Here is a 21,040-nt window from a genome sequence, read left to right as displayed (position 1 = left end):
CGCCACCTGAAAGGAGACCGACCCATGATCCTCGTCATCGGACACGCCCTGGCCAAGCCCGACACGCTGCAGGCCATGCTGGCCATCAGCACCGAGCATGTGCTGCGCTCGCGCGCCGAGCCCGGCTGCATCTCGCATGAAGTCACCACCGACGCGCTGCAGCCGCTGCGCCTGACCTTCGTGGAGCGCTGGAGCGACATGGCCGCGCTGCAGGTGCACTTTCGGGTGGATGCGTCGCGCGCCTTCGGCAAGGCGCTGGCCGCCATGGCCGACGGCGTGCCGGAGATCCACGTCTACCAGTCGGACGAGATCGACCTGTCGGCAGGCCGCGCGAAGGCCTGAAGGCCTGGTTTTTCGCAAGCCATTCGGGGCATGGGCAGGCGTTGTCTCGGTGCATGCAGCTATCAAAAAGGTAGCGCATCGAAGGGCGTAAAAGGCCGGGATTCCCTGCGCAAGCAACGCCCGCGCGCCCGTGCTACCTTCCAGCCCCTCAAGAAGATTGATGAGTCATAACAATATGAGCAACAGATTGCTGGAGAGGTTGGGTGCACTTTCAGCCGCACGACTGAAAGGCATGCGACGTGGCATCGAGAAGGAAAGCCTGCGCGCGCTGCCGGACGGCAAGCTCGCGCTCACGCCGCACCCCGCGGCCCTGGGCTCGGCGCTCACGCACCCGCACATCACCACCGACTTCAGCGAATCGCAGCTCGAACTCATCACGGGCGTCCATGGCGACGTCGAATCGGCCCTGGACGAGCTCACCCGGGTGCACCAGTTCACCTACCGCGTGCTCGACACGCTGGGCGACGAGCGCTTGTGGGCCTCCAGCATGCCCTGCGGCCTGCCCACGGACGAGACCATTCCCATCGGCCGCTACGGGTCGTCGAACGTGGGCCGCGCCAAGAGCGTGTACCGCATGGGCCTGAGCCACCGCTATGGCCGGCGCATGCAGACCATCTCGGGCATTCACTACAACTGGTCCCTGCCCGATGTGTCGAGCGAGCAGTACTTCGCGCTGATCCGGAACTTCCGCCGCCACGCCTTCCTGCTGCTGTACCTGTTCGGCGCCTCGCCGGCGCTGTGCTCCAGCTTCGTGGCGGGCCGCCCGCACGAGCTGCAGCCGCTGGGCGACGGCAGCATGTTCATGCCTCACGGCACCTCGCTGCGCATGGGCCGCCTGGGCTACCAGAGCGACGCGCAGGCCTCGCTGGCCGTGAGCTACAACAGCCTGGACGGCTACGGCGCCTCGCTGCAGGACGCGCTCACGCGCCCGTGGCCGGCCTACGAGGCCATCGGCATCCGCAACCTGGGCGGCGACTACAACCAGCTGGGCACCAGCCTGCTGCAGATCGAGAACGAGTTCTACGGCACCATCCGCCCCAAGCGCGTGATCCACCCCGGCGAGCGCCCGCTGCATGCGCTGCGCGAACGCGGCGTGGAGTATGTCGAGGTGCGCCTGATGGACCTCGACCCCTTCGAGACGGTGGGCATCAACGCGCAGACCATGCGCTTCATCGACGTGTTCCTGCTGCACTGCCTGCTGAGCGACAGCGCCGACGACACGCCGCAGGAAATCGCCGAGCTGGCGCACAACCAGCACCTCACGGCCGCGCGCGGTCGCGAACCCGGCCTGCAACTGCAGCGCGAGGGGCGCGAGGTGTCGCTGGCGGACTGGGGCACGGAGCTGGCCGAGCAGTGCCTGCCCATCGCCGAGGCGCTGGACATTGCACATGGTCAGGAAAACGGCAGCGGCACCCAGCACGCCGACGCGGTGCACGCTGCCCTGGCCGCGCTGCGCAACCCCGACAGCCTGCCCTCGGCGCGCGTGCTCGCGGCCATCGAGCAGGAACACGGCAACTCCTTCATCGGCTTCGTGCGTGCCCAGTCGGAGCAAACGCGCGCGCAGCTGCTCGGGCTGCCGTTCCCGCCCGCGCTGCAGGCCGGCTTCGAGCAGATGACGGCCGACTCCATCCAGGAGCAGAAGCGCATCGAGGCGGCCGACACCATGCCCTTCGAGATCTACCGCGAGCAGTACGTGTCGCCCGCGCGGCTGGGCATCGCGCGCGGTCGCATGGCCATGGCGGCCTGACACGCTCCGGCTTAAGACTTTCGCCCTGCTCCCGTTCCCATGACGACAGGGGCGGGGGCCGATGGCCTACAGGCATTGGCCCGCATCGCCCACCGCAGGTGCGCGGTGCAGGGCGACCATGCAGGCATGACATTCAAGGCTTACCTCGTCGAAGACAGTCCGGTCATCCGGGAAAACCTGGTGGGTTTCCTGGAGGAGGTGGCCGACGCGCACGTTGTGGCCTCCGCCAGCACCGAGGACGAAGCCATCACCTGGCTGCGCCTGCACCGCGACGACTGGGACCTGACCATCGTCGACCTGTTCCTCAAGCGCGGCAACGGGCTGGGCGTGATCCACGCCTGCCGCAACCGCGCACCGCACCAGAAGGTGATCGTGCTGAGCAACTACGCCACGGCCGACATGCGGGAGCGCTCGCAGCAACTGGGCGCCGACGCCTTCTTCGACAAGTCGGCCGAGCTCGACCAGCTGGTGGCGTACTGCGAGCAGGTGAGTTCGTCGCGGCACTGAAGCGCTGAACGAAGGCCACCACAGCGCCCGCCGCGGCCGCTGACACCCACGAGACTGTCCCCCGCGCGGGAGACTGCGCGCCCCCGCCTTTCTGGGTTAAAAAGCCACGCTGCCGCCCCCAGGGCGGCGCTGAACACCGGCAACCCCAACGGCAACTCCCTAGGAAAGCGACAGAGAGACATGAGCAGCAGCAACAGCATCGACTTCAGCGGCCGCGTGGCCATCGTGACCGGCGCGGGCGGCGGCCTGGGCCGCCAGCACGCGCTGGCCCTGGCGGCACGCGGCGCCAAGGTGGTGGTCAACGACCTGGGCGGCGCGCGCGACGGCTCCGGCGGCTCGGTGAGCGCGGCGCAGGCGGTGGTCGACGAAATCAAGGCCGCGGGCGGCGAAGCGATTGCCAACGGCGCCTCGGTGACCGACTTCGAGGCCGTGCAGGCCATGGTCAAGCAGGCAGTCGACGCCTGGGGCCGCGTGGACATCCTGGTCAACAACGCCGGCATCCTGCGCGACAAGAGCTTCGCCAAGATGGAGCTGGACGACTTCAAGCTGGTGGTCGACGTGCACCTGATGGGCGCCGTGAACTGCACCAAGGCCGTCTGGGCGCTCATGAACGAGCAGAAATACGGCCGCATCGTGATGACCACGTCGTCCTCGGGCCTGTACGGCAACTTCGGCCAGAGCAACTACGGCGCGGCCAAGCTGGCGCTGGTGGGCCTGATGCAGACGCTGAGCCTGGAAGGTGCCAAGAACGACATTCGCGTGAACTGCCTGGCCCCCACCGCCGCCACCCGCATGACCGAAGGCCTGATGCCGCAGGAAGTGCTCGATGCGCTCAAGCCCGAGGCCGTGGTGCCCGCCATGCTGGTGCTGGCCGCGCAGGACGCGCCCAACCGCACCATCCTGTGCGCGGGCGCAGGCACCTTCGAGGCCGCCCACATCACGATGACGCAGGGCGCCTGGCTGGGCATTGCCCCCGACACGCCGGAGCAACTGGCCGCGCGGCTGTCCGAGGTGACCTCGCGCGACGGCGAGGTGGTGCCGCAAAGCGGTGCCGCGCAGGGCACCAACGAGGTCGGCAAGGCGATGGCGAACGCCAAGCGGGGCTGACAACCCCAGGGGCAGGGCGGGGCTAGGCCCTTGCCGTGCCTCCGCCGGGCTGCCGGGCTTATTCCGCGATGAAGCTCGGGTCGGTGCGGATCGAGCCGCGGTCGCGATGGTTGTGAAGGCGCCCCAGCGTGCTGTCGAGCAGGCGCTTGAGCTTGTCGGCCGCGCCGCGGAAGGCTTCGTCGATACTGGCCGCATGCTGCGTCACCGCCAGCGGCTGGTGGTGCGCCAGGCGCGCCTCCATCACGCAGCACTTGTCGGCGCCGCCGGTCTTGTCGTGGTTCTCGTCGCTCAAGTGCACTTCGACGCGCGTGACGTCCTCGGCGAAACGGCTCAGGTGCTGCTTGATCTCCGTGTCGGCCCAGCGTTCCAGCGTGTCCTTGTTGTCGATACCGTTGCTCGTGTTGACCTGAATCTGCATGCAATGTCCCTGCTGGATGGATGAACGAAAGCCCACTGTGCGCCCTGAAGCGCGGGTGCGCGCGTAGGTCTATTCCCTACCCACGCGCCGGGCAGGGTCCGCAATGCGGCGATTGGCCTGGCCTGCGCCGCCCTGTTCGGCGTGGGGACTTCAGCTCTGGATGTATGTCGTCAGCTGCTCGATGGTCGCCTCGTGGTCCGAGATGATGTCGTCCATCAAGTCCTGGATGGAGATCATGCCGACCACCTTGTCGCCATCGACCACCGGCAGGTGGCGGAACTTGCGCTGGCTCATCAGCGTCATGCAGGCGCGCGTGCGGGTCTGCGGGGTGACCGTCATGACGTCGGGCGTCATGATCTCGCGCACCTTCACGTCTTTCGAGTTCTTGCCCTGCAGCGCCACCTTGCGGGTGTAGTCGCGCTCGGACAGGAAGCCCACCAGCTTCTCGCCGTCCATCACCATCAGCGCGCCGACCTCGAAGCGCGCCAGGGTGGACAGCGCATCGAACACGCTGGTGTCCGGGGAGGTGCGCCATGCTGCGGAGTCATGGCGTTTGAGCAGTTCGGAGACGGGTTTCATCGTGTGTAACTCCATGAAGGGTTTTCGATTCGACCGACGCTCGGGCGCCGCACTTGTTTCAAATGATAGGGGCGTTACCGCGCGCAATGGCGCCCCGCGATGCAAAACCGTCTAGGGGATTGCGCGTGTGTGCAACACGCTGTCAATGAGCGAGAACTAAGGGCTGCACGCGCCGGGCCGCGGCTTTCGGTGGACGGCGAGAATGCGCACTTGCAGCTATCGAAAACGTAGCGAAAACGTAGCGAAAACGTAGCAAAAACGTAGCGAAGACGTCGTTCAGGCTTGCGTTCAGGTTCCGGGGCCACAATGCGCACCCGGCCCTGCGAGGCCCTCCCCATTCCAGACAGCGGCAGCGCGAAAAAAGAAAGAACCCCACCGATGGCGATCCAGTGGTTCCCCGGTCACATGTATTCGACCCAGAAGGCCATCACCGAGCGGGTGAAGGACATCGACGTGGTCATCGAGCTGCTCGACGCGCGCCTGCCCGGCTCCAGCGCCAACCCGATGCTGGCCGAGCTCACGGCCGGCCGCCCGAGCGTGAAGGTGCTCAACAAGCAGGACCTGGCTGATCCCGCGCAGACCGCGCGCTGGCTCGCGCACTACAACGCGCTGCCCGCGACCCGCGCCATCGGCCTGGACGCGAGCCAGACCACGCCCGCGCAGCAGCTGGTCAAGGCCTGCCACGAGCTCTCGCCCAACCGCGGCGGCATGGCCAAGCCGATGCGCGTACTGATCTGCGGCATTCCGAACGTGGGCAAATCGACCCTCATCAACACGCTCACCGGCGGGCGCAAGGCCAAGACGGGCGACGAGGCCGGCATTACCAAGCTGGAGCAGCGCATCGTGCTGGCCGACGACTTCTACCTGTGGGACACGCCCGGCATGCTGTGGCCGCGCATCATCGTGCCCAAGAGCGGCTACAACCTGGCCGCCAGCGGCGCGGTGGGGCGCAACGCCTTCGACGAGGAAGAGGTGGCGCTGGAGCTGCTCGACTACCTGAAGGTGCATTACGCCGCCGGCGTGGCCACCCGCTTCAAGCTGGTCGAGCTCGACACCGAGACCATGGCCGGCATGAAGGACGAGGACCTGCTCGACACCATCGGCCGCAAGCGCGGCGCGCTGCTGGGCAAGGGCAAGGTCAACCTGCAGAAGACGGCGGAAATCGTGATGCACGAGTTTCGCGCGGGCAACCTCGGGCGTATCACGCTCGAGACGCCCGAGGAGTTTGCGCAGTGGCTGGCCGCGGGCCAGCGCGCCGACGCCGAGCGCGCTGCCAAGAAGGCCGCGCGCAGCAAGAAGGGCAAGGCCAAGCCTGCGTCGGACAGCATGCCGGGTGCCGTACCCGAAGACGCGCCCGCCGACGACCCGCAGGACTGAGCCGCACGGCCCCGCCCGTGGCCGATCAGTCCAGCGCGAACAGCGCCCCGGCCGCCTCGTTCAACGCCGCCGTGCGCCGCGAATCCGGATGCGGCCCCGCCGCCGACAGCGCGCGCTGGTACATCGCGATGCGCGTCGCCGACACCGGCCGACACAGCGGCCGCCCCACCGTTTGCGACAGCCCGCGCTCGGGCACCACGTAGCGCCCCGGGCTCAGCCGCGCGAAGCGGATGTACGCCTGCAGCGCGTAGAGCATGTCGGCGTGCAGCGCGTCCATGCGCTGCTCGGCGTCCTTGCCGATCTGCGCGAGGCCCTTGGCGTCCTTGGCCACCGGCAGCCCGAGGATGTCGGCCATGTCGATCTCGTAGTGCGTGAAGTCGCCGTAGGGGCGCTTGCAATCGATCATGAAGGTGCGCCAGTTCGCGTGCTGCAGCAGGCGGATGTGCTCCGCCGACACATCGAATGCATCGCGCTTTCCCAGCGGCGGCACGAAGCCGTAGTGCCCCGGCGCGAAGCTCGCGTGCAGGAAGAAGGCCGAGGTCACTTTCACGAAGCGGTCGAACAGCGGCGACACGCGCGGGTTGCCGCCGTCCAGCGCCTCGCCGAACTGCTCCAGCGACAGCTCGGGCGGCACGATGGCCGGCGCGCCCGATTCGCAGGCGATCCACTCGGCCTTGCTGCGGCGGAACCAGTCGATGTCGTCCTGCGTGATGGCGACGCTGCCGGGGGCCTCGGCGCCGGGTGCGGTGGGGGCCAGGGGTGCGACAGGTGCGGAAGATGCGCCAGGTGCGCTGGACGCGCCTTGCCGCCCGCAGCCCGAAGCGGCAAGCAGGGCGGAGGCGGCGCAGGCGGCCGAGAAGGCCAGCGCGCTCCGCCGATGGATCCATCTCACGTTTTCGTCTCCCATGGAAATTCGGACACAGCGTTCGGCTCCCGAGAATGCCACGCCGGCCTGACCTGCGCCTGAGGACGGCCACGGCACCGGGCGCAAGGTTGTTCGCGCCGCCGTCCGAAGCGCTTCGGCGCGGCCCACTATCATCGAAAAATGCAACGTCTCACGCGCCAACGCAACGCCGTTTTCTCCGCCTTCAGCGACGCCGGTCGCGTGCTCACCGCCCCTGAAATCCTCGCGCATGCGCGCGAGATCGTGCCCGAGATCAGCCTGTCGACCGTGTACCGCCAGGTGTCGCTGCTGCTGGCGGACGGCGAGATCGCCAAGGTCGAGCTGCCGGGCGAACCGGCGCGCTACGAGGTCGCCTGCAAGCCCGGCGCGCACGCGAAAGACCACGGGCACACGAAGCATGACGGGCACGACGGGCACGATGCGGATGGCGCCGACCACCACCATCACTACTTCCACTGCTCGAACTGCGGGCAGGTCTTTCTGCTGCACGCCTGCCCCGGCCCCATGGACGACCTGGCGCCCAAGGGCTTCCAGGTGACGAGCCACGAGGTGACGCTGCACGGGCTGTGCGCGTCGTGCGCGCGGGGTGCGCAAAAGGCGCAAAAGACACCGAAGGCGCGCGCGAAGGCGCACTGACGAACAGAAGCACCGAAGCACCGAAGCACCGACGCACGCGCACGGCAGCACGCCGTCGATCGGCATCGAATCGTTATTGAGAACGTATTCTCAATAACGTATAGTCGCGGGTTCCCAAACCCATGGCCAGCGACGGCCCGAGTACGACCATGCAAGTCCTTTCCTCGCTCAAGGAAGCCAAGAAGCGCCATCGCGATTGCCAGGTGGTGACGCGGCGCGGCCGCACCTACGTCATCTGCAAGTCCAACCCGCGCTTCAAGGCGCGGCAGGGCGGCGCGAAGAACAAGAACAAGCGCTGAGCACGGCGCAGCCCCCAGGCGCCGACTGAAGAGCGCCGACCGGCGCGCCCCCGCGCGAAGCGCCGGCCCCCCACGAACCCTTGTCGAATGTTTCGGCGCACCCGCGCCGGCGCAAGCCTGCGCGCGTCTTCTTTCCAACCTGGTTTTCTTCCATGCTCCGAGCCACCGGCCTCACCAAACAGTACGGCGCCCATACCGCGCTCGACCGCCTCGACCTCGACATCCGCGCCGGCGACATCTACTGCCTGCTGGGTGCCAACGGCGCGGGCAAGACCACCACCATCAACCTGTTCCTGAACTTCATCGCGCCGAGCGCCGGCACGGTCGAAATCAACGGCACCGACGTCACGCGCCACCCGGTGGCCACCAAGCAGGACGTGGCGTACATCCCCGAGCAGGTCACGCTGTACGGCACCTTGTCGGGCCTGGAAAACCTGCGCTTCTTCGCGGGCCTGGCGCTCGGCCACGAGCTGCCGCGCGAGCGCCTGCTCGAGCTGATGACCGAGGTGGGGCTCGACCATTCCTCTGCCGACAAGCGCGTGTCCGCGTATTCGAAGGGCATGCGCCAGAAGGTGTGGATCGCGGTGGCCATCGCCAAGCAGGCCAAGGCGTTGCTGCTCGACGAGCCGACCTCCGGGCTCGACCCGCACGCGGCCGCGGAGTTCTCCGACCTGTTGCGTCGCGCCGCCGACAGCGGCGTGGCCGTGCTGACCACCACGCACGACCTGTTCCACGCACAACAGACCGCCACGCGCGTGGGGATCATGAAACGCGGGCGGTTGGTCGAAAGCCTCGACGGCGAGGCGCAGATCGCGCGAACGGACCTGCAGTCGCTCTATCTCCAGCACATGAGGGCTTGAGATGAAGTGCTTTTCGATTCGCGGTGGCGAGCATTCGGGGCGCGATCACGCCGCAACAACAAACACCAAACACAACGACCCAGGGAGCCCACCGACATGCTGCTGAACTGGATCGCAAGACGCGAATTCCTCGAACGCCTGCGCGACGGCCGCCTCTACTGGGCCGGTGGCCTGGTGGCCGTGCTGCTGCTGACGGCACTCGCCGTGGGTTGGGCCCATCAGCGCGACGCGCGCGCAGAACAGCAGGCAGCCCAGGCCATGGACTACCGCGACTGGCTGCACCAGGACAGTCGCCACCCGCACGACGCCGCCCACCAGGGCATGCACGCCTTCAAGCCCGAGGCCGCGCTGGCCATGATCGACTCGGGCATCAACCCCTTCATCGGCAGCACCGTGTGGCTTCAGGCGCACCGGCAGAGCGAGGTGAAGTTCAACGCCGCGCAGGACGCGACCGGCCTGCAGCGCTTCGGCAACCTCTCGGTCGGCTGGATCCTGCAGGTGCTGGGGCCGCTGCTGGTCATCGTGCTGGGCTTCAATGCGTTCGCCGGCGAACGCGAGCAGGGCATTCTTCGGCAGACCTTGAGCCTCGGGGTTTCGCCGCTGCGGCTGCTGGGCGGCAAGGCCCTGGCGCTCGCGGCCTCGCTGGGCGTGCTGCTGGTGCCGGCCGCGCTCATCGCGGCGGTGGCGGTCGCCATCGGCGCCGGGGAGGGCGAGCGGCTCGATGCGCTGCTGCGGCTGGCCGCATGGTCGCTCGGCTATGCCGTGTACCTCGGCATCTTCGTGTTCCTGGTGCTCGGCGTGTCGGCCGCGTCGTCCACCTCGCGCATGGCCATCACGCTGCTGCTCGCGCTGTGGATCGGCCAGGCCGTGATGGCGCCGCGCGTGCTGTCCGAGCTGTCGCGCGCATGGTTTCCGAGCCCGACGCGGCTGCAGTTCAACCAGGCGCTGGGGGCGGAGCTGAAGTCGGTGTCCGACCAGGTCTGGCAGAAGAACTTCGGCACCACCGAACGCTGGGGCCGCGACGTGCCGCTCAGCAAATGGGGCATCGCGCTGCGCCTGGACGACCAGGCCTCCTACCCCGTGTACGACCGCCACTACGGCCGCCTGTGGGACACCTGGGAACAGCAGCAGAAGGTGCAGGAATGGAGCGGCCTGCTGCTGCCGATTCTCGCGATCCGCAGCTTCTCGATGGGCCTGGCCGGCACCGACTTCGCGCACCACCGCAGCTTTACGACCGCGGCCGAACTGCATCGCCGCCACATCCAGGACCTGATGAGCGAAGACCTGGTGGCGCATGCCGACCCCATGGGCGACCGTCACTTCGCCTACCAGGCCGCGCCCGGCCTGTGGGCCACCGTGCCGCCGTTCGACTACCACTCGCCCGGCGCCGGCTGGGCGTTGCTGCACCAGGCGCGCAGTCTGGCGGTGTTGGTCGCCGGGCTGCTGCTGTCCGCCGCGTTCGCGGCCTTCGCCACCGTGCGCCAGCGGGCGCTCTGAACAGACACCCGAACAGACATGCCCATGACCCCCTCTCTCCATCCGCCGCAAGGCCGCCGCCTGCTCGCCGTGATGCGCCAGGAATGCCGCCTCCTGCGGGCCGAGCGCACGCTGTGGGCCGTCGGCGCGCTCTTCGTGCTGCTCGTGGCCTATGCATTGGGCAACGGCCTGCTGCAGACCGCGAGCCGCGACCGCGCGCAGGCCGCCGTGGCGCAGGCCGACCGCGACACCCGCGCCGCGCAGCGCGTGCTGCTCGAAGGCATCTTCGCCGGCACCGCGCAGCCCACGCCCTTCGAGAACCCGGCCGATCCCTCGCGCATGGCCAGCGGCTACGGCGGGCACCACGCCATCCTGCCGACCGCCGCGCTGGGGCCGGTCGCGCTGGGGCAGAGCGACCTGTTCCCCAGCCAGTTCCACGTCACCAGCCAGAGCCGCGTGGTGTTCATGAACCCGAGCGACATCGAGAGCCCGTGGCACCTGCTGAGCGGGCACTTCGACCTGGCCTTCGTCATCGTGTACCTGCTGCCGCTGCTGATCTTCGCGCTCAGCTACAACCTGCTGTCGGCCGAGCGCGAGAACGGCACCCTGCGGCTGCTGCTGTCGCAGCCGCTGCGCCTGCGCACGCTGCTGGCGGGCAAGCTCACGGTGCGCGCGGCGGTGTTGCTGGGGCCCGCGGTGCTGCTGCCGGTGGCCGTGCTGCTCGTGGCGCGACACGCCGGTACCGTGGGCGCGGCAGGCATGACAGGCGCCACAGGCATGGGCGCCTCGTCGGACGCCACCCTGTGGTGGGCCTTGCTGGTGGGCGCCTACGCGCTCTTCTGGTTCGCGCTGGTGGTGGCGGTGAACGCCTTCGGCGCGTCGTCGGCGACGAATGCGATGGTGCTCGTCATCGCGTGGGTGCTGCTGGTGCTGGTCGCGCCCGTGCTGCTGAACCTGGCCGTGACGCAGGCCAGCCCCGCGCCTTCTCGCACCGAGCTGGCCACGCGCCAGCGCATCGTCACCGCCGAGGCCATGAAGCGCCACGCCGACCTGATGAGCACCGACTACCAGCACGTCGGCCGCGGCGCCGTCCTGGTGCCGCGCGACGGCAAGATCGAAATCGCGGGTCGGCTGCTGGGCAACTACCTGATCGAGAAAGAGGTGGACGCCGCCATCCAGCCCGCGCTCGACCGCTTCGACACGCAGCAGGCCCGGCAGCAGGTGCTGCTGGGGCGCTTCAGCGCGGTGTCTCCGGCGGCCGTGGCCTACGAGGGCATGACCGCGCTGGCCGGCACGGGCACGCGGCGCCAGGCGCGCTTCGAGGCGCAGACCGTGGCGTACCACGCGGCGTGGAAGCGCTTTTTCTTTGCCCGCATCGACGCGCGCGACGCGCTCGCGCCGGCCGACTTCGACCGCATTCCGGCCTTCGCCTGGCAAGAGGAGCCCGCGGGCCTCGTGCGCGGGCAGGCGGCGTGGGCCGTGCTGCAGCTGCTGGTGCCCAGCCTGCTGCTGTTCGGCGTGGCCGCGTGGCGGCTGCGCCGGTTCTCGGTGGCGTAGGCGCGGGCGGCGCCTTCGTCCCTTTGCCCCTCTGTTTCGTTTCTCAATCCCAAGCAAGCATTCCAATGACCATGTTCATCCGCACGGCCATGGCGGTGGCCGCCGCCACCGCGTTTCCGTCGACCTACGCGCAGGACACCGCCGAGCTCGGCACCGTCACCATCGAGGACAGCCGCGACGCCAGCAGCCTGCACCTGAACGCGCCCAGCGGCACCGCGTCGCGCCTGGGCCTGTCGGTGCGCGAGACGCCGGCTTCTGTGGAGATCCTCACGCAGGAGGCCATCGCGCAGCGCGGCGCGCGCACCTTCAGCGAGGCGCTGCGCGGCATGGCCGGCCTGTCGGGCGGCGGGCCGCCTTCGGCGCCGACCACGCTGTCCACGCGCGGCTTCACCAGCCTGCAGTACCTGTACGACGGCGTGCGCAGCTCCGGCGCGGGCGTGACCAACCGCGTGCAGGACACCTGGAACTACGAGCGCATCGAAGTGCTGAAGGGCCCGGCCTCGGTGCTCGACGGCGAAGGCGCCATCGGCGGCACCGTCAATTTCGTGAGCAAGCAGCCCGACCGCGACAACCCGCACAAGGAGGCGCTGCTCTCGTACGGCAGCTACGGCGCCACGCGCGCGGCCTTCGGCTTCGGCGGCGCGCTGGGCGACGCCAGCGCCTACCGGCTGGACTACAGCCGCAACGACAGCAAGGTGGGCACCATCGCGCGCAACGGCGAGCGCATCGACCACCTCACCAGCGGGCTGGCGGTCGACTTCGGCGGCTCGGTGAAGCTGGACCTGTCCTTCGACTACCTGCGCGACGACAACCAGGCCTACTGGGGCACGCCGCTGGTGCCGCGCAGCTTCGCGACGCAACCCACCAACGTGGTGAGCACGCCCGACGGCCGCGTGATCGACCGGCGCCTTGCCGGCAACAACTACAACGTGCCCGACGACGAGAACAGCTCCGAGACCTACTGGCTGCGCGCGCGCCTCACGGGCCAGCTCGACGGCGGCTGGTCGTGGCGCAACGAGTTCTCGGCCAACAAGGCCAACCGCGTGTTCCGCAACTCGGAAAGCGCCGTGTTCGTGGCGCCGGCCAACATCGCGCGCGACCAGACGCTCATCACGCACGACCAGGACTTCTGGCTCGACCGCTTCGACGCCACGCACAAGGGCACGCTGGGCGGCATGGACAACCGCTTCGTGGCCGGCGGCGAATACAGCGAGACGCGCTTCGGCAGCCAGCGCCGCTTTTCCGACAGCAGCGCCGCCACCGCCAGCCTGCTGCGCGTGCCGGTGTTCGGCGCGTACCTGGCGCCGTTCAACGAGAACCCCGCGCTGAGCACCGGCGGCGGCAACCGCACCAACACCGACACGAAGGTGCGCGTGAGCTCGGTGTTCGTGGAAGACGCGCTGAAGCCGCTGAAGAACCTCACGCTGGTGGCCGGCCTGCGGCACGACCGCACCGAGGTCGACCGCGGCATCGTCGACCTGAACCTGGGCAGCAGCTCGCGCTTTTCGACCAGCTACCGGGCCACGTCGGGGCGCATCGGCGCGGTGTACGACATCACGCCCGGTTCGAGCGTGTATGCGCAGTACACCAACGCCACGCTGCCGGTGAACTCGCTGTTCTTGCTGTCGGCGTCGAACGCGGCGTTTCCGATGTCGCGCGGCAAGCAGGCCGAGGTGGGTTTCAAGCAGAGCCTGCCGCAGGCCAACCTGGAGTGGACCGCGGCGGCCTACAAGATCGAGCTGGGCAACGTGCTTTCGCGCGACCCCGCCAACCCGAACAACACGGTGAACAACGGCAGCCAGTCGTCGCGCGGCATCGAGCTGTCGACCGTGTGGCGGCCGACGCGCGAGTGGACGCTGTCGGGCAACCTGGCCGCGCTCGACGCGCGCTTCGACACGCTGGTGGAGGCGGGCAATGTGTCGCGCGTGGGCAAGACGCCGCCCAACGTGCCCGAGCACGTGGCCAACCTGTTCGCGAGCTACCGGCCCGACGGTTCCAGGCTGGAGTATTTCGCCTCGCTGAACCACACCGGCCACATGTACACCGACACGGCCAACGACATTCGCATCAACGGTTTCACCACGCTCGACGCCGCGGTGAGCTACCGCATGCAGAACACGCTGCTGACCTTTCGCGTGCGCAACCTGACCGACAAGCTGTACGCGACGTGGGCCGGCCGCGCGACCAGCCAGGTGCTGCTGGCGCCGCGTCGCACCTTCGAGCTGTCGGCCAAGTTCGACTTCTGAGGGCGCGTGTCGCCAAGGTAACGCAGGGCGCATTCGCCGTCGCGCGCGCGACGGCGAATGCGGGTGGTGCTTTCTAGAGTGGGCCGTGTTGCATCAACCCGAGAAGAGATCGCCATGAACGCCATGACCGCCACGACCGACATGCTCGACACCATCCAGGCCATCAACGCCACCGCCGGCTTCAACCGCTGGGCGGGCTTCGAGGTCGTGAGCGCCGCCAACGGCGAGGCCGAGCTGCGCATGCACTTTCGCAAGGAAGACATGGGCCAGTACGCGGGCTTCCTGCATGCGGGGCTCATCGGTGCGCTGCTCGACACCGTGAGCGGTTTCGCGGCCGCCACGGTGGCGGGGCGCGTGCTGGCTTCGCACTTTTCGGTGAACTGCATCTCGCCCGCCGTGGGCCGCGCGTTCGTCGCGCGCGGCCGGGTGGTGAAGGCGGGGCGCAAGCAGGTGTTCGCGGTGGCGGAGCTGTATGCGCAAGGCGAGGGTGCGGGGGAAGGCGAGCTCAAGCTCGTGGCGACGGGGAACGCCATCCTCGTGCCGGTGGAGGAGGCGCAAGCGGCCGCGGCGAAGCCGGCCGCGTGATCTTCAGCCCGAACAGCGGACGCAGGAAGCCGACGCGCCGTATCACGCCGTCGGTCAGCAGCCAGCAGCCCGCGAGCGTCAGCACCACCAGCAGCACGGGCTCGACCACGGGTCCGAGCGCCAGCGGCGCCAGCACGGTGATGCCGGCCACGATCAGCGTCTGGTGCAGCACGTACCACGGGTACACCGACTCGTTGGCCCAGCGCAGCCACGGCCACGGGCGGTTCAGGTGGCGGTGCGCATGGCCCAGGATGGCCGCGACCATCAGCCACAGGTAGAGCACGCGCAGCAGGTCGGTCAGCGAGCTCGGCAAGGGCGCCTTCATGCCGGCGCGCAGCGCGAAGAAGGTGCTTATCACCGCGATGGCCAGCACGAGCGACACGCGGCGCAGCCGCTCCAGCTCCTTCCACACGCCCGTGTCCACGCCCATCCAGTAGCCGTAGAGAAACAGCGTGAAGTAGATGCTGTGCAGGTAAAAGTCGCGCACGAAGTTGTGCGTGCCCGGAAAGCGCGACGCCAGCAGCAGCGTGAAGACAAGCAGCGGCACCACCGGCAGCACCAGCAGCCGCCAGCCCCGCAGCCCGTTGAAGGCGCGGCGCAGCCGTTGCCCGGCGGCCGAGCGCCACAGCGGCAGCGTCACCGCGACCAGCGCCGTGTACGCAAACAGGTAGGGCAGGTACCACAGGTGGTTCCAGGTGATGCCGAATTCCGCGCCATCGAAGGCCTGCTTCGGCCAGGGCGCGCTCATCGACAGGTAGCGCAGCAGGAAGGCGCCGAAGCCCGGCGCGACGTAGCCGTTGGCCACGCCCTGCGCGTAGGCCTGGTACGGCACGATCACCGCCATGCCGAAGGCCAGCGGCAGCAGCAACCGCACGCCGCGGCTGCGCAGCAGCGCCCAGGTGCCCTGGCCCCGGCTGAGGAAGCCGAGCGACACGCCAGACACCAGGAACACCAGGTCCATGCGCCAGATGTTGAGCGCCACCATCGGCCACTGCAGCCATTCGGCGGCATGCGGGCTCTTCAGGTGCCAGGGCCAGCCGGCCACGTAGTACATGCCCACGTGATAGAGGATGACGAACAGGAAGGCCAGGGCGCGCAGGGCGTCGATGTCGTGGCGGCGGTGGCCGGGCGGGGTGGGTGCGCCAGTAGATGCGCTCATTGCAAGCTCCTTGAAGGGGTCTGGAAACGTCGGAAAGGCGCCATGCTCCGGCCCGCCGGCCCCGCGCGGCGCACCCATGGGACGGACCGGCCCGGCTTTGTGACGAGCGGTGGCCCGCAGGGACGAATTCAGCCCGCCCCGGGGCCCGGGCGGCGCGCTTTTCGCGAGAATTCCAGCCCATGCTTCCGCCCCGCAAGAACCTGTACGAGCGCTATGAGCCGGTCCGCCGGCCCGTGGAAGTGGCTTTCTGGATCGTGCTCATGGGGCTGCAGGCCGTGTTCGGCACCATGGTGGCGCTGGTCGACATGCGCACCCGCGCCGTGCCGGCCGAGAACTGGGAGGTCGTGACCTGGGAGGTGTCCAGCCACCTCGTGCTGTTGCTGCTGGTGCCTGCGCTGGTGTGGGTCGAGCGGCGCCTGTCGCCGCTGGCGCGCGGGCACTTGCTGCGCTTCGTGGCCTTGCATGGGGTGGCCAGCGTGGCGTTCAGCCTGGTGCACGTGGCCGGCATGTTCGGCCTGCGCGCGGCGGTCTACGCCCTGGCCGGGGCGCACTACGACTTCGCGGACTGGGCCGCGCAGTGGAGCTACGAGTACCTGAAGGACGTGCGCGCGTACGCGAGCATCGTCTTCGGCATCTGGGCGTACCGGTTGTTCCTGCTGCGCCTGCAAGGGGAGGCGAGGGTGCTGGATGCGCCGGAGGCGGGGGTCGTGCGGCCCGCCGGGATCCGGGCGGAACCGGGGGCATTCGAACCCTCGGCGCAGCAAGAGCCCTTATCGGAGCCGGTCGCACCGCCGGCGCCGCAGCGGCCCGAGCGCTTCCTGGTGCGCAAGCTGCGCCGCGAATTCCTCATTGCCGCCACCGACATCGACTGGCTGCAGGCCGAGGGCAACTACGTCGGCCTGCACGTGAACGGGCACGACTACCTGCTGCGCGCCACGCTCACCGACTTTCTCACCCAGCTCGACCCCGCCACCTTCGCGCGCGTGCACCGCAGCCACGCGGTGAACCTGGGCCGCATCAAGGAAATAGAGCCGCTCGACGGCGGCGACGCCCGCCTGCACATGCACGACGGCACCACCGTGCCCTGCAGCCGCCGCTACCGCGACGCGCTGCGCACGGGCGCCAGCGCGGGCTGATCCGGTGCGCGAGGGGCTTTGAAAGGGCGTAGCAAGCCCTTGTTTGGTTCATTCCGCACCATCAAAGAGCTGATAGGCACCATTTTTGCTTGATTTGGCCGCCGCTCCGACTGATTCGGGTGCGACGCACCAATTCAAATCAAAAACTGCAAGAAGCTTTCATGGACGCACTCAAACAGGGCGCAGATGCGCTGTTCATTCTTCTCGGCGCCATCATGGTCCTGGCCATGCACGCCGGTTTTGCTTTTCTGGAACTGGGCACCGTGCGCAAGAAGAACCAGGTCAATGCGCTGGTGAAGATACTGGTCGACTTCTCGGTGTCGACCATCGTGTATTTCCTGGTCGGCTACGGCGTGGCGTACGGCACGCATTTCTTCGTGAGCGCGACCGAACTGTCGGCAAGAAGCGGCTACGAGCTGGTGAAGTTCTTCTTCTTGCTGACATTCGCGGCGGCCATTCCCGCAATCATCTCGGGCGGCATCGCCGAGCGCGCCAAGTTCTGGCCGCAGCTGATCGCCACCGCGGTGATCGTCGGCTTCGTGTACCCGCTGTACGAAGGCATCGCCTGGAACAAGCACTTCGGCATCCAGGGCTGGATCGCCTCGCTCACGGGCAACGAGTTTCACGACTTTGCCGGCTCGGTCGTCGTGCACGCCGTGGGCGGCTGGCTCGCGCTGCCGGCCGTGCTGCTGCTGGGCGCGCGCCGCAACCGCTACCGCGGCGACGGCTCGCTCAGCGCGCACCCGCCGTCGAACATTCCCTTCCTGGCGTTGGGCGCGTGGGTGCTGTGCGTGGGCTGGTTCGGCTTCAACGTGATGAGCGCGCAGAGCATCGACAAGATCTCGGGCCTGGTGGCCGTCAACTCGCTCATGGCGATGGTCGGCGGCACGCTGGTGGCGCTGGCCATGGGCAAGAACGACCCCGGCTTCGTCTACAACGGCCCGCTCGCCGGGCTGGTGGCGGTGTGCGCCGGCTCCGACCTGATGCACCCGCTGGGCGCGCTGGTGGTGGGCGGCGTGGCCGGCGCCATCTTCGTGAAGATGTTCACGCTGGTGCAGAACAAATGGAAGATCGACGACGTGCTCGGCGTGTGGCCCCTGCACGGCCTGTGCGGCACCTGGGGCGGCATCGCGGCCGGCATTTTCGGCACCCAGGCGCTGGGCGGCATCGGCGGGGTGAACCTGTGGGCGCAGCTCATCGGCACGCTCATGGGCGTGGCCTGGGCCGGCCTGGCGGGCTGGGCGGTGTACGGCGCGCTGAAGAAAGCGGTGGGGCTGCGGCTGACGCAGGAAGAGGAGTTCGACGGGGCGGACCTGTCGATCCACCATATTTCGGCTACGCCGGAGCGGGAGGTGAATTGGTAGGCGTCGAACTGTCCTGAAGCGTATCGGGCATAAATACGCTTCATTTTTGAAGCGTATTTGCCTAAGATGCGCTTCATGTGGATCTGGCAAACCAAGAAATGGCCGCGTTTCGAAGTCGATGCGCAGGCCTTGCAGCCCGCGCTGTCCGCGGCGCGGCTGGCGCAGGGGCGCATGCTGGGCGTGGCCAGCAACCTGCAGCTGGTGGACCTTGGCGAGCTTCAGCTCGATGAATGGTCGCGCGAGGCCATCGCCACCGCGCAGATCGAGGGCGAGACGCTGCAGGTCAATTCGGTGCGGGCTTCCGCCGCCCGGCGACTGGGCTTGACGCCCGCGAGCCGCATTCCCCGCGACGAGCGCACCGAGGCCACGCTCGACATCGTCGAGGCAGCCCTGGCCCGCTGGAACGAGCCGCTCGCCGAAGCAACCCTGTTCGACTGGCATGCCGCGCTTTTTCCGAACGGCCGCAGCGGCATCACGCGCATCGTGACCGGCGGCTACCGTGTGCACGAAGACCCGATGCAGATCGTCACGCCCCGGCTGGGCAAGCCCGACACGGTGCACTACGAAGCCCCGCCGTCGCGCGACGTTCCCGCGCACATGCGCGCGTTGCTCGACTGGTTCGAGGCGGGCCGCGCGCAACCGGGCATCGACGGCATCGTGCGCAGCGCCCTCGCGCACCTGTGGTTCGAGACCATCCATCCGTTCGAAGACGGCAACGGCCGCATCGGCCGCGCGCTGAGCGACCTGGCACTGGCGCAAGACCTGCGAAGCAGCCAGCGGCTGTTCAGCATGTCGCAGCAGCTGTGGCTCGATCGGTCGGGCTACTACAGCCAGCTGCAGGCGGCCAGCGCGCAGGGCGACATGGACGTGACCGCATGGGTGCACTGGTTCGCGGGCTGCGTCGAGAAGGCGTGCCTGTCCACCGTGGCGCACATCCAGGCGGCGGGTGCCGAGAGCGGTTTCTGGGCCGCGCTGAACGCCGCCCACCCCGAGCTCGCGCCCAGCCAGCGCAAGGTGCTGAACAAGCTGTACGACGCGGGCCCCGGCGGGTTCCTGGGCGGCATGAGCACGGAGAAGTACGGGGCCATTGCCGGCGTGTCGCGCGCCACGGCCTACCGCGAGCTGACCGAGCTCGTCGCGGCGGGCCTGCTCGAGCGAACGGGGCAGGGCAAGGCCACGCGCTATGCACTGCTCGGTTCGTTGCCCGGCCCGGTCGGCGGCCTGGTCCCCGGCCCGGTGCCAGCCGAAGCACAAACGCGCGGCCTGTAGCAAACTCGCCGGACCTTTTCGTTTCACTCCCACGACCGCAGAGCCCCATGACCCAATCTCCCCCCGCCCTCGAAGTCCTCCCCCGCGACCTCTCCGCCTACCGCAAGGGCAACGTCGGCATCGACTACGTGCACCGCTTCGAATCCGGCAAGCCCGGCCCGCACGTGCTCATCAACGCGCTCACCCATGGCAACGAGATCTGCGGCATGACCGCCGCCACGCACCTGCTCGACAACAACGTGCGCCCCAAGGTCGGCACGCTCACCGTGGCCTTCGCCAACATCGACGCCTACGAGTCGTTCAAGGAGGAGTCGCCCTACGACAGCCGCCAGATCGTGCACAACCTCAACCGCATCTGGTCGCCCGAGTGGCTCGATGGCGCCGAGGACAGCCCCGAACTGCGCCGCGCGCGCATCCTGCGCCCGGTGGTTGACGCGGCCGACCACATCCTGGACATCCACTCGACCAGCCAGCCCGTGGTGCCGTTCTGGGTGTACCCGGCGTTCGAGCGCAACGCCAAGGTCGCGCTGGCCATCGGCCGCCCGTCGGTGCACCTGGTGATGCCCGACGGCCTCGGCTCGGGCACGCCGCTGATCCAGTACGGCAGCCACGGCGGCCCGGACGGCAAGGGCGTGGCCATGGTGGTCGAGTGCGGCCAGCACTTTCTGCGCTCGGCGTCCGAGCTGGCGACCGCCGTCACCTACGACTTTCTCGCGTACTTCGGCCTCGTCGACAAGAACCCGGCCAACCCCGAGCCCGAACCGCAACGGCGCTTCGAGCTGCTGCAGACGTATGTCATCAAGTCGGAAGACTTCGCGTTCGTGCGCCCGCTGATCGGCTTCGAGACCTTCGCCAAGGGCGAACTCATCGCCACCAACGGTACCGAAGAAATTCGCGCCCTGTGCGACGACTGCACGATCTTCATGCCCGCGCAGCGCACGATCGTCGGGCGCGAGGCGGTGTACCTCACCAAGCCGCTGTGAGGCTGGCCGCGCGATGAGCGCCACCCCCGCCAGGCCGGCCACGCCCGCCTTGGGTCGCTGGCGCGTGGCGGGCCTGGCCTTCGTCTTCCTGTGGTTCGCCATCGGCGGCATGGCGCATTTCGCGCTGACCGAGACCGAGATGCGCATCGTGCCCCCGTACATCCCCTGGCCGCGCGAGGCCGTGCTGGTGAGCGGGGTGTTCGAGTTGCTGGGTGCGGTCGGGCTGCTGTGGCGACCGACGCGACGGGCCGCGGGCGTGGGGCTGTTCCTGCTCACGCTGGCCGTGACGCCGGCGCATTTCTACATGCTGCAGCGGCCTGAGCTGTTTGCGAACGTGCCGTATTGGGCGTTGGTGGTGCGGTTGCCGGTGCAGGTGGGGTTGCTGGGGTTGATTGCGTGGTGCACCGCCGCGTGGCCGAAAAGCGCGGCCAGCAGATGAGCAGATAAGCAAGTGGCGCGGCTTGTCTGCGATGCTGTAGTCGCCGCGCC

General features: G+C 68.6%; 21 protein-coding genes. 17 read left to right on the top strand and 4 right to left on the bottom strand.

Annotated features, from left to right (window positions below; translation table 11 throughout):
* Positions 1–24 precede the first annotated feature (24 nt).
* The 4 genes from QTI51_RS38175 (at position 25) to QTI51_RS38160 (ending at position 3,703) form a co-directional block, all read left to right on the top strand.
* Complete coding sequence (locus tag QTI51_RS38175) at positions 25–342, top strand: putative quinol monooxygenase (protein ID WP_116912873.1); 318 nt, start codon at positions 25–27, stop codon at positions 340–342.
* A 175-nt stretch (positions 343–517) separates the two neighbouring features.
* On the top strand, positions 518–2,089 hold the full coding sequence (gshA, locus tag QTI51_RS38170; protein WP_116912874.1) for a glutamate--cysteine ligase: 1,572 nt from the start codon (positions 518–520) through the stop codon (positions 2,087–2,089).
* 126 nt (positions 2,090–2,215) lie between these two features.
* A complete protein-coding gene (locus QTI51_RS38165) occupies positions 2,216–2,596 on the top strand; it encodes a response regulator (protein ID WP_116912922.1) in 381 nt (126 codons plus the stop codon).
* Positions 2,597–2,776: 180 nt separating this feature from the next.
* Complete coding sequence (locus QTI51_RS38160) at positions 2,777–3,703, top strand: SDR family NAD(P)-dependent oxidoreductase (protein WP_286518378.1); 927 nt, start codon at positions 2,777–2,779, stop codon at positions 3,701–3,703.
* Between the two features lie 58 nt (positions 3,704–3,761).
* Here QTI51_RS38160 and QTI51_RS38155 read toward each other — a convergent pair whose 3' ends face one another.
* Together QTI51_RS38155 and QTI51_RS38150 are read right to left on the bottom strand one after the other, a co-directional pair.
* A complete protein-coding gene (locus QTI51_RS38155; RefSeq protein ID WP_116912876.1) occupies positions 3,762–4,121 on the bottom strand; it encodes an HPF/RaiA family ribosome-associated protein in 360 nt (119 codons plus the stop codon).
* Positions 4,122–4,271: 150 nt separating this feature from the next.
* Positions 4,272–4,700, bottom strand: a complete 429-nt coding sequence (locus QTI51_RS38150; RefSeq protein ID WP_116912877.1) for a CBS domain-containing protein — start codon at positions 4,698–4,700, stop codon at positions 4,272–4,274.
* A 378-nt stretch (positions 4,701–5,078) separates the two neighbouring features.
* On the opposite strand from QTI51_RS38150, the gene ylqF reads away from it, so the two are divergent.
* Positions 5,079–6,077, top strand: coding sequence for a ribosome biogenesis GTPase YlqF (gene ylqF, locus QTI51_RS38145; protein WP_116912878.1), 999 nt, complete (start codon positions 5,079–5,081; stop codon positions 6,075–6,077).
* Positions 6,078–6,102: 25 nt separating this feature from the next.
* Here ylqF and QTI51_RS38140 read toward each other — a convergent pair whose 3' ends face one another.
* On the bottom strand, positions 6,103–6,969 hold the full coding sequence (locus QTI51_RS38140; protein WP_132748999.1) for a hypothetical protein: 867 nt from the start codon (positions 6,967–6,969) through the stop codon (positions 6,103–6,105).
* Positions 6,970–7,122: 153 nt separating this feature from the next.
* On the opposite strand from QTI51_RS38140, the gene QTI51_RS38135 reads away from it, so the two are divergent.
* From QTI51_RS38135 to QTI51_RS38105, 7 genes are all read left to right on the top strand, one after another.
* The gene (locus QTI51_RS38135) at positions 7,123–7,617 is read left to right on the top strand and encodes a Fur family transcriptional regulator (RefSeq protein WP_116912880.1); all 495 of its coding nucleotides are present in this window, start codon (positions 7,123–7,125) and stop codon (positions 7,615–7,617) included.
* A 149-nt stretch (positions 7,618–7,766) separates the two neighbouring features.
* Positions 7,767–7,916, top strand: a complete 150-nt coding sequence (ykgO, locus tag QTI51_RS38130; protein WP_013542562.1) for a type B 50S ribosomal protein L36 — start codon at positions 7,767–7,769, stop codon at positions 7,914–7,916.
* Between the two features lie 152 nt (positions 7,917–8,068).
* Entirely contained in the window at positions 8,069–8,776 is a 708-nt protein-coding gene (locus QTI51_RS38125) for an ABC transporter ATP-binding protein (protein WP_116912881.1), read from the top strand.
* 96 nt (positions 8,777–8,872) lie between these two features.
* Positions 8,873–10,273 (top strand): ABC transporter permease subunit, encoded by a 1,401-nt coding sequence (locus tag QTI51_RS38120; protein ID WP_286518382.1) that lies wholly within the window; start codon positions 8,873–8,875, stop codon positions 10,271–10,273.
* 24 nt (positions 10,274–10,297) lie between these two features.
* A complete protein-coding gene (locus tag QTI51_RS38115) occupies positions 10,298–11,809 on the top strand; it encodes an ABC transporter permease subunit (RefSeq protein ID WP_116912882.1) in 1,512 nt (503 codons plus the stop codon).
* A gap of 65 nt (positions 11,810–11,874) precedes the next feature.
* Entirely contained in the window at positions 11,875–14,055 is a 2,181-nt protein-coding gene (locus tag QTI51_RS38110; RefSeq protein ID WP_116912883.1) for a TonB-dependent receptor, read from the top strand.
* Positions 14,056–14,196: 141 nt separating this feature from the next.
* Positions 14,197–14,640 (top strand): PaaI family thioesterase, encoded by a 444-nt coding sequence (locus tag QTI51_RS38105; protein ID WP_116912924.1) that lies wholly within the window; start codon positions 14,197–14,199, stop codon positions 14,638–14,640.
* Here the strand turns inward: QTI51_RS38105 and QTI51_RS38100 are convergent.
* Positions 14,561–15,799 (bottom strand): acyltransferase family protein, encoded by a 1,239-nt coding sequence (locus tag QTI51_RS38100; protein WP_116912884.1) that lies wholly within the window; start codon positions 15,797–15,799, stop codon positions 14,561–14,563. The two genes, QTI51_RS38105 and QTI51_RS38100, sit on opposite strands and share 80 nt — an antisense overlap.
* A gap of 179 nt (positions 15,800–15,978) precedes the next feature.
* On the opposite strand from QTI51_RS38100, the gene QTI51_RS38095 reads away from it, so the two are divergent.
* From QTI51_RS38095 to QTI51_RS38075, 5 genes are all read left to right on the top strand, one after another.
* Positions 15,979–16,935 (top strand): LytTR family DNA-binding domain-containing protein, encoded by a 957-nt coding sequence (locus QTI51_RS38095; RefSeq protein WP_116912885.1) that lies wholly within the window; start codon positions 15,979–15,981, stop codon positions 16,933–16,935.
* A gap of 161 nt (positions 16,936–17,096) precedes the next feature.
* Positions 17,097–18,299 carry an ammonium transporter gene (locus QTI51_RS38090; protein WP_116912886.1) on the top strand — a complete coding sequence of 401 codons (1,203 nt, stop codon included), beginning with the start codon at positions 17,097–17,099 and terminating at the stop codon, positions 18,297–18,299.
* A 75-nt stretch (positions 18,300–18,374) separates the two neighbouring features.
* Positions 18,375–19,568, top strand: coding sequence for a Fic family protein (locus tag QTI51_RS38085; protein WP_165840474.1), 1,194 nt, complete (start codon positions 18,375–18,377; stop codon positions 19,566–19,568).
* A 47-nt stretch (positions 19,569–19,615) separates the two neighbouring features.
* Positions 19,616–20,551, top strand: coding sequence for a M14 family metallopeptidase (locus QTI51_RS38080; RefSeq protein WP_116912888.1), 936 nt, complete (start codon positions 19,616–19,618; stop codon positions 20,549–20,551).
* Positions 20,552–20,564: 13 nt separating this feature from the next.
* Positions 20,565–20,990, top strand: a complete 426-nt coding sequence (locus QTI51_RS38075; protein WP_165840475.1) for a DoxX family protein — start codon at positions 20,565–20,567, stop codon at positions 20,988–20,990.
* Positions 20,991–21,040 lie beyond the last annotated feature (50 nt).

It is taken from the genome of Variovorax sp. J22G73 (assembly GCF_030317035.1).
In the GTDB taxonomy this organism is placed as follows: Bacteria; Pseudomonadota; Gammaproteobacteria; order Burkholderiales; family Burkholderiaceae_C; genus Variovorax.
This window is presented reverse-complemented; position numbering and strand designations above follow the sequence as displayed.

What these genes read in the sequence shown, in the direction of transcription:
- QTI51_RS38090 (WP_116912886.1), top strand. Translation starts at nt 17,097, where the DNA reads ATGGACGCACTCAAACAGGGCGCAGATGCGCTGTTCATTCTTCTCGGC.
- ylqF (WP_116912878.1), top strand. Translation starts at nt 5,079, where the DNA reads ATGGCGATCCAGTGGTTCCCCGGTCACATGTATTCGACCCAGAAGGCC.
- QTI51_RS38110 (WP_116912883.1), top strand. Translation starts at nt 11,875, where the DNA reads ATGACCATGTTCATCCGCACGGCCATGGCGGTGGCCGCCGCCACCGCG.
- QTI51_RS38095 (WP_116912885.1), top strand. Translation starts at nt 15,979, where the DNA reads ATGCTTCCGCCCCGCAAGAACCTGTACGAGCGCTATGAGCCGGTCCGC.
- QTI51_RS38165 (WP_116912922.1), top strand. Translation starts at nt 2,216, where the DNA reads ATGACATTCAAGGCTTACCTCGTCGAAGACAGTCCGGTCATCCGGGAA.
- QTI51_RS38085 (WP_165840474.1), top strand. Translation starts at nt 18,375, where the DNA reads ATGTGGATCTGGCAAACCAAGAAATGGCCGCGTTTCGAAGTCGATGCG.
- QTI51_RS38150 (WP_116912877.1), bottom strand. Translation starts at nt 4,700, where the DNA reads ATGAAACCCGTCTCCGAACTGCTCAAACGCCATGACTCCGCAGCATGG.
- QTI51_RS38175 (WP_116912873.1), top strand. Translation starts at nt 25, where the DNA reads ATGATCCTCGTCATCGGACACGCCCTGGCCAAGCCCGACACGCTGCAG.
- QTI51_RS38155 (WP_116912876.1), bottom strand. Translation starts at nt 4,121, where the DNA reads ATGCAGATTCAGGTCAACACGAGCAACGGTATCGACAACAAGGACACG.
- QTI51_RS38105 (WP_116912924.1), top strand. Translation starts at nt 14,197, where the DNA reads ATGCTCGACACCATCCAGGCCATCAACGCCACCGCCGGCTTCAACCGC.
- QTI51_RS38135 (WP_116912880.1), top strand. Translation starts at nt 7,123, where the DNA reads ATGCAACGTCTCACGCGCCAACGCAACGCCGTTTTCTCCGCCTTCAGC.
- QTI51_RS38125 (WP_116912881.1), top strand. Translation starts at nt 8,069, where the DNA reads ATGCTCCGAGCCACCGGCCTCACCAAACAGTACGGCGCCCATACCGCG.
- QTI51_RS38080 (WP_116912888.1), top strand. Translation starts at nt 19,616, where the DNA reads ATGACCCAATCTCCCCCCGCCCTCGAAGTCCTCCCCCGCGACCTCTCC.
- QTI51_RS38160 (WP_286518378.1), top strand. Translation starts at nt 2,777, where the DNA reads ATGAGCAGCAGCAACAGCATCGACTTCAGCGGCCGCGTGGCCATCGTG.
- QTI51_RS38075 (WP_165840475.1), top strand. Translation starts at nt 20,565, where the DNA reads ATGAGCGCCACCCCCGCCAGGCCGGCCACGCCCGCCTTGGGTCGCTGG.
- QTI51_RS38115 (WP_116912882.1), top strand. Translation starts at nt 10,298, where the DNA reads ATGACCCCCTCTCTCCATCCGCCGCAAGGCCGCCGCCTGCTCGCCGTG.
- QTI51_RS38120 (WP_286518382.1), top strand. Translation starts at nt 8,873, where the DNA reads ATGCTGCTGAACTGGATCGCAAGACGCGAATTCCTCGAACGCCTGCGC.
- ykgO (WP_013542562.1), top strand. Translation starts at nt 7,767, where the DNA reads ATGCAAGTCCTTTCCTCGCTCAAGGAAGCCAAGAAGCGCCATCGCGAT.
- QTI51_RS38100 (WP_116912884.1), bottom strand. Translation starts at nt 15,799, where the DNA reads ATGAGCGCATCTACTGGCGCACCCACCCCGCCCGGCCACCGCCGCCAC.
- gshA (WP_116912874.1), top strand. Translation starts at nt 518, where the DNA reads ATGAGCAACAGATTGCTGGAGAGGTTGGGTGCACTTTCAGCCGCACGA.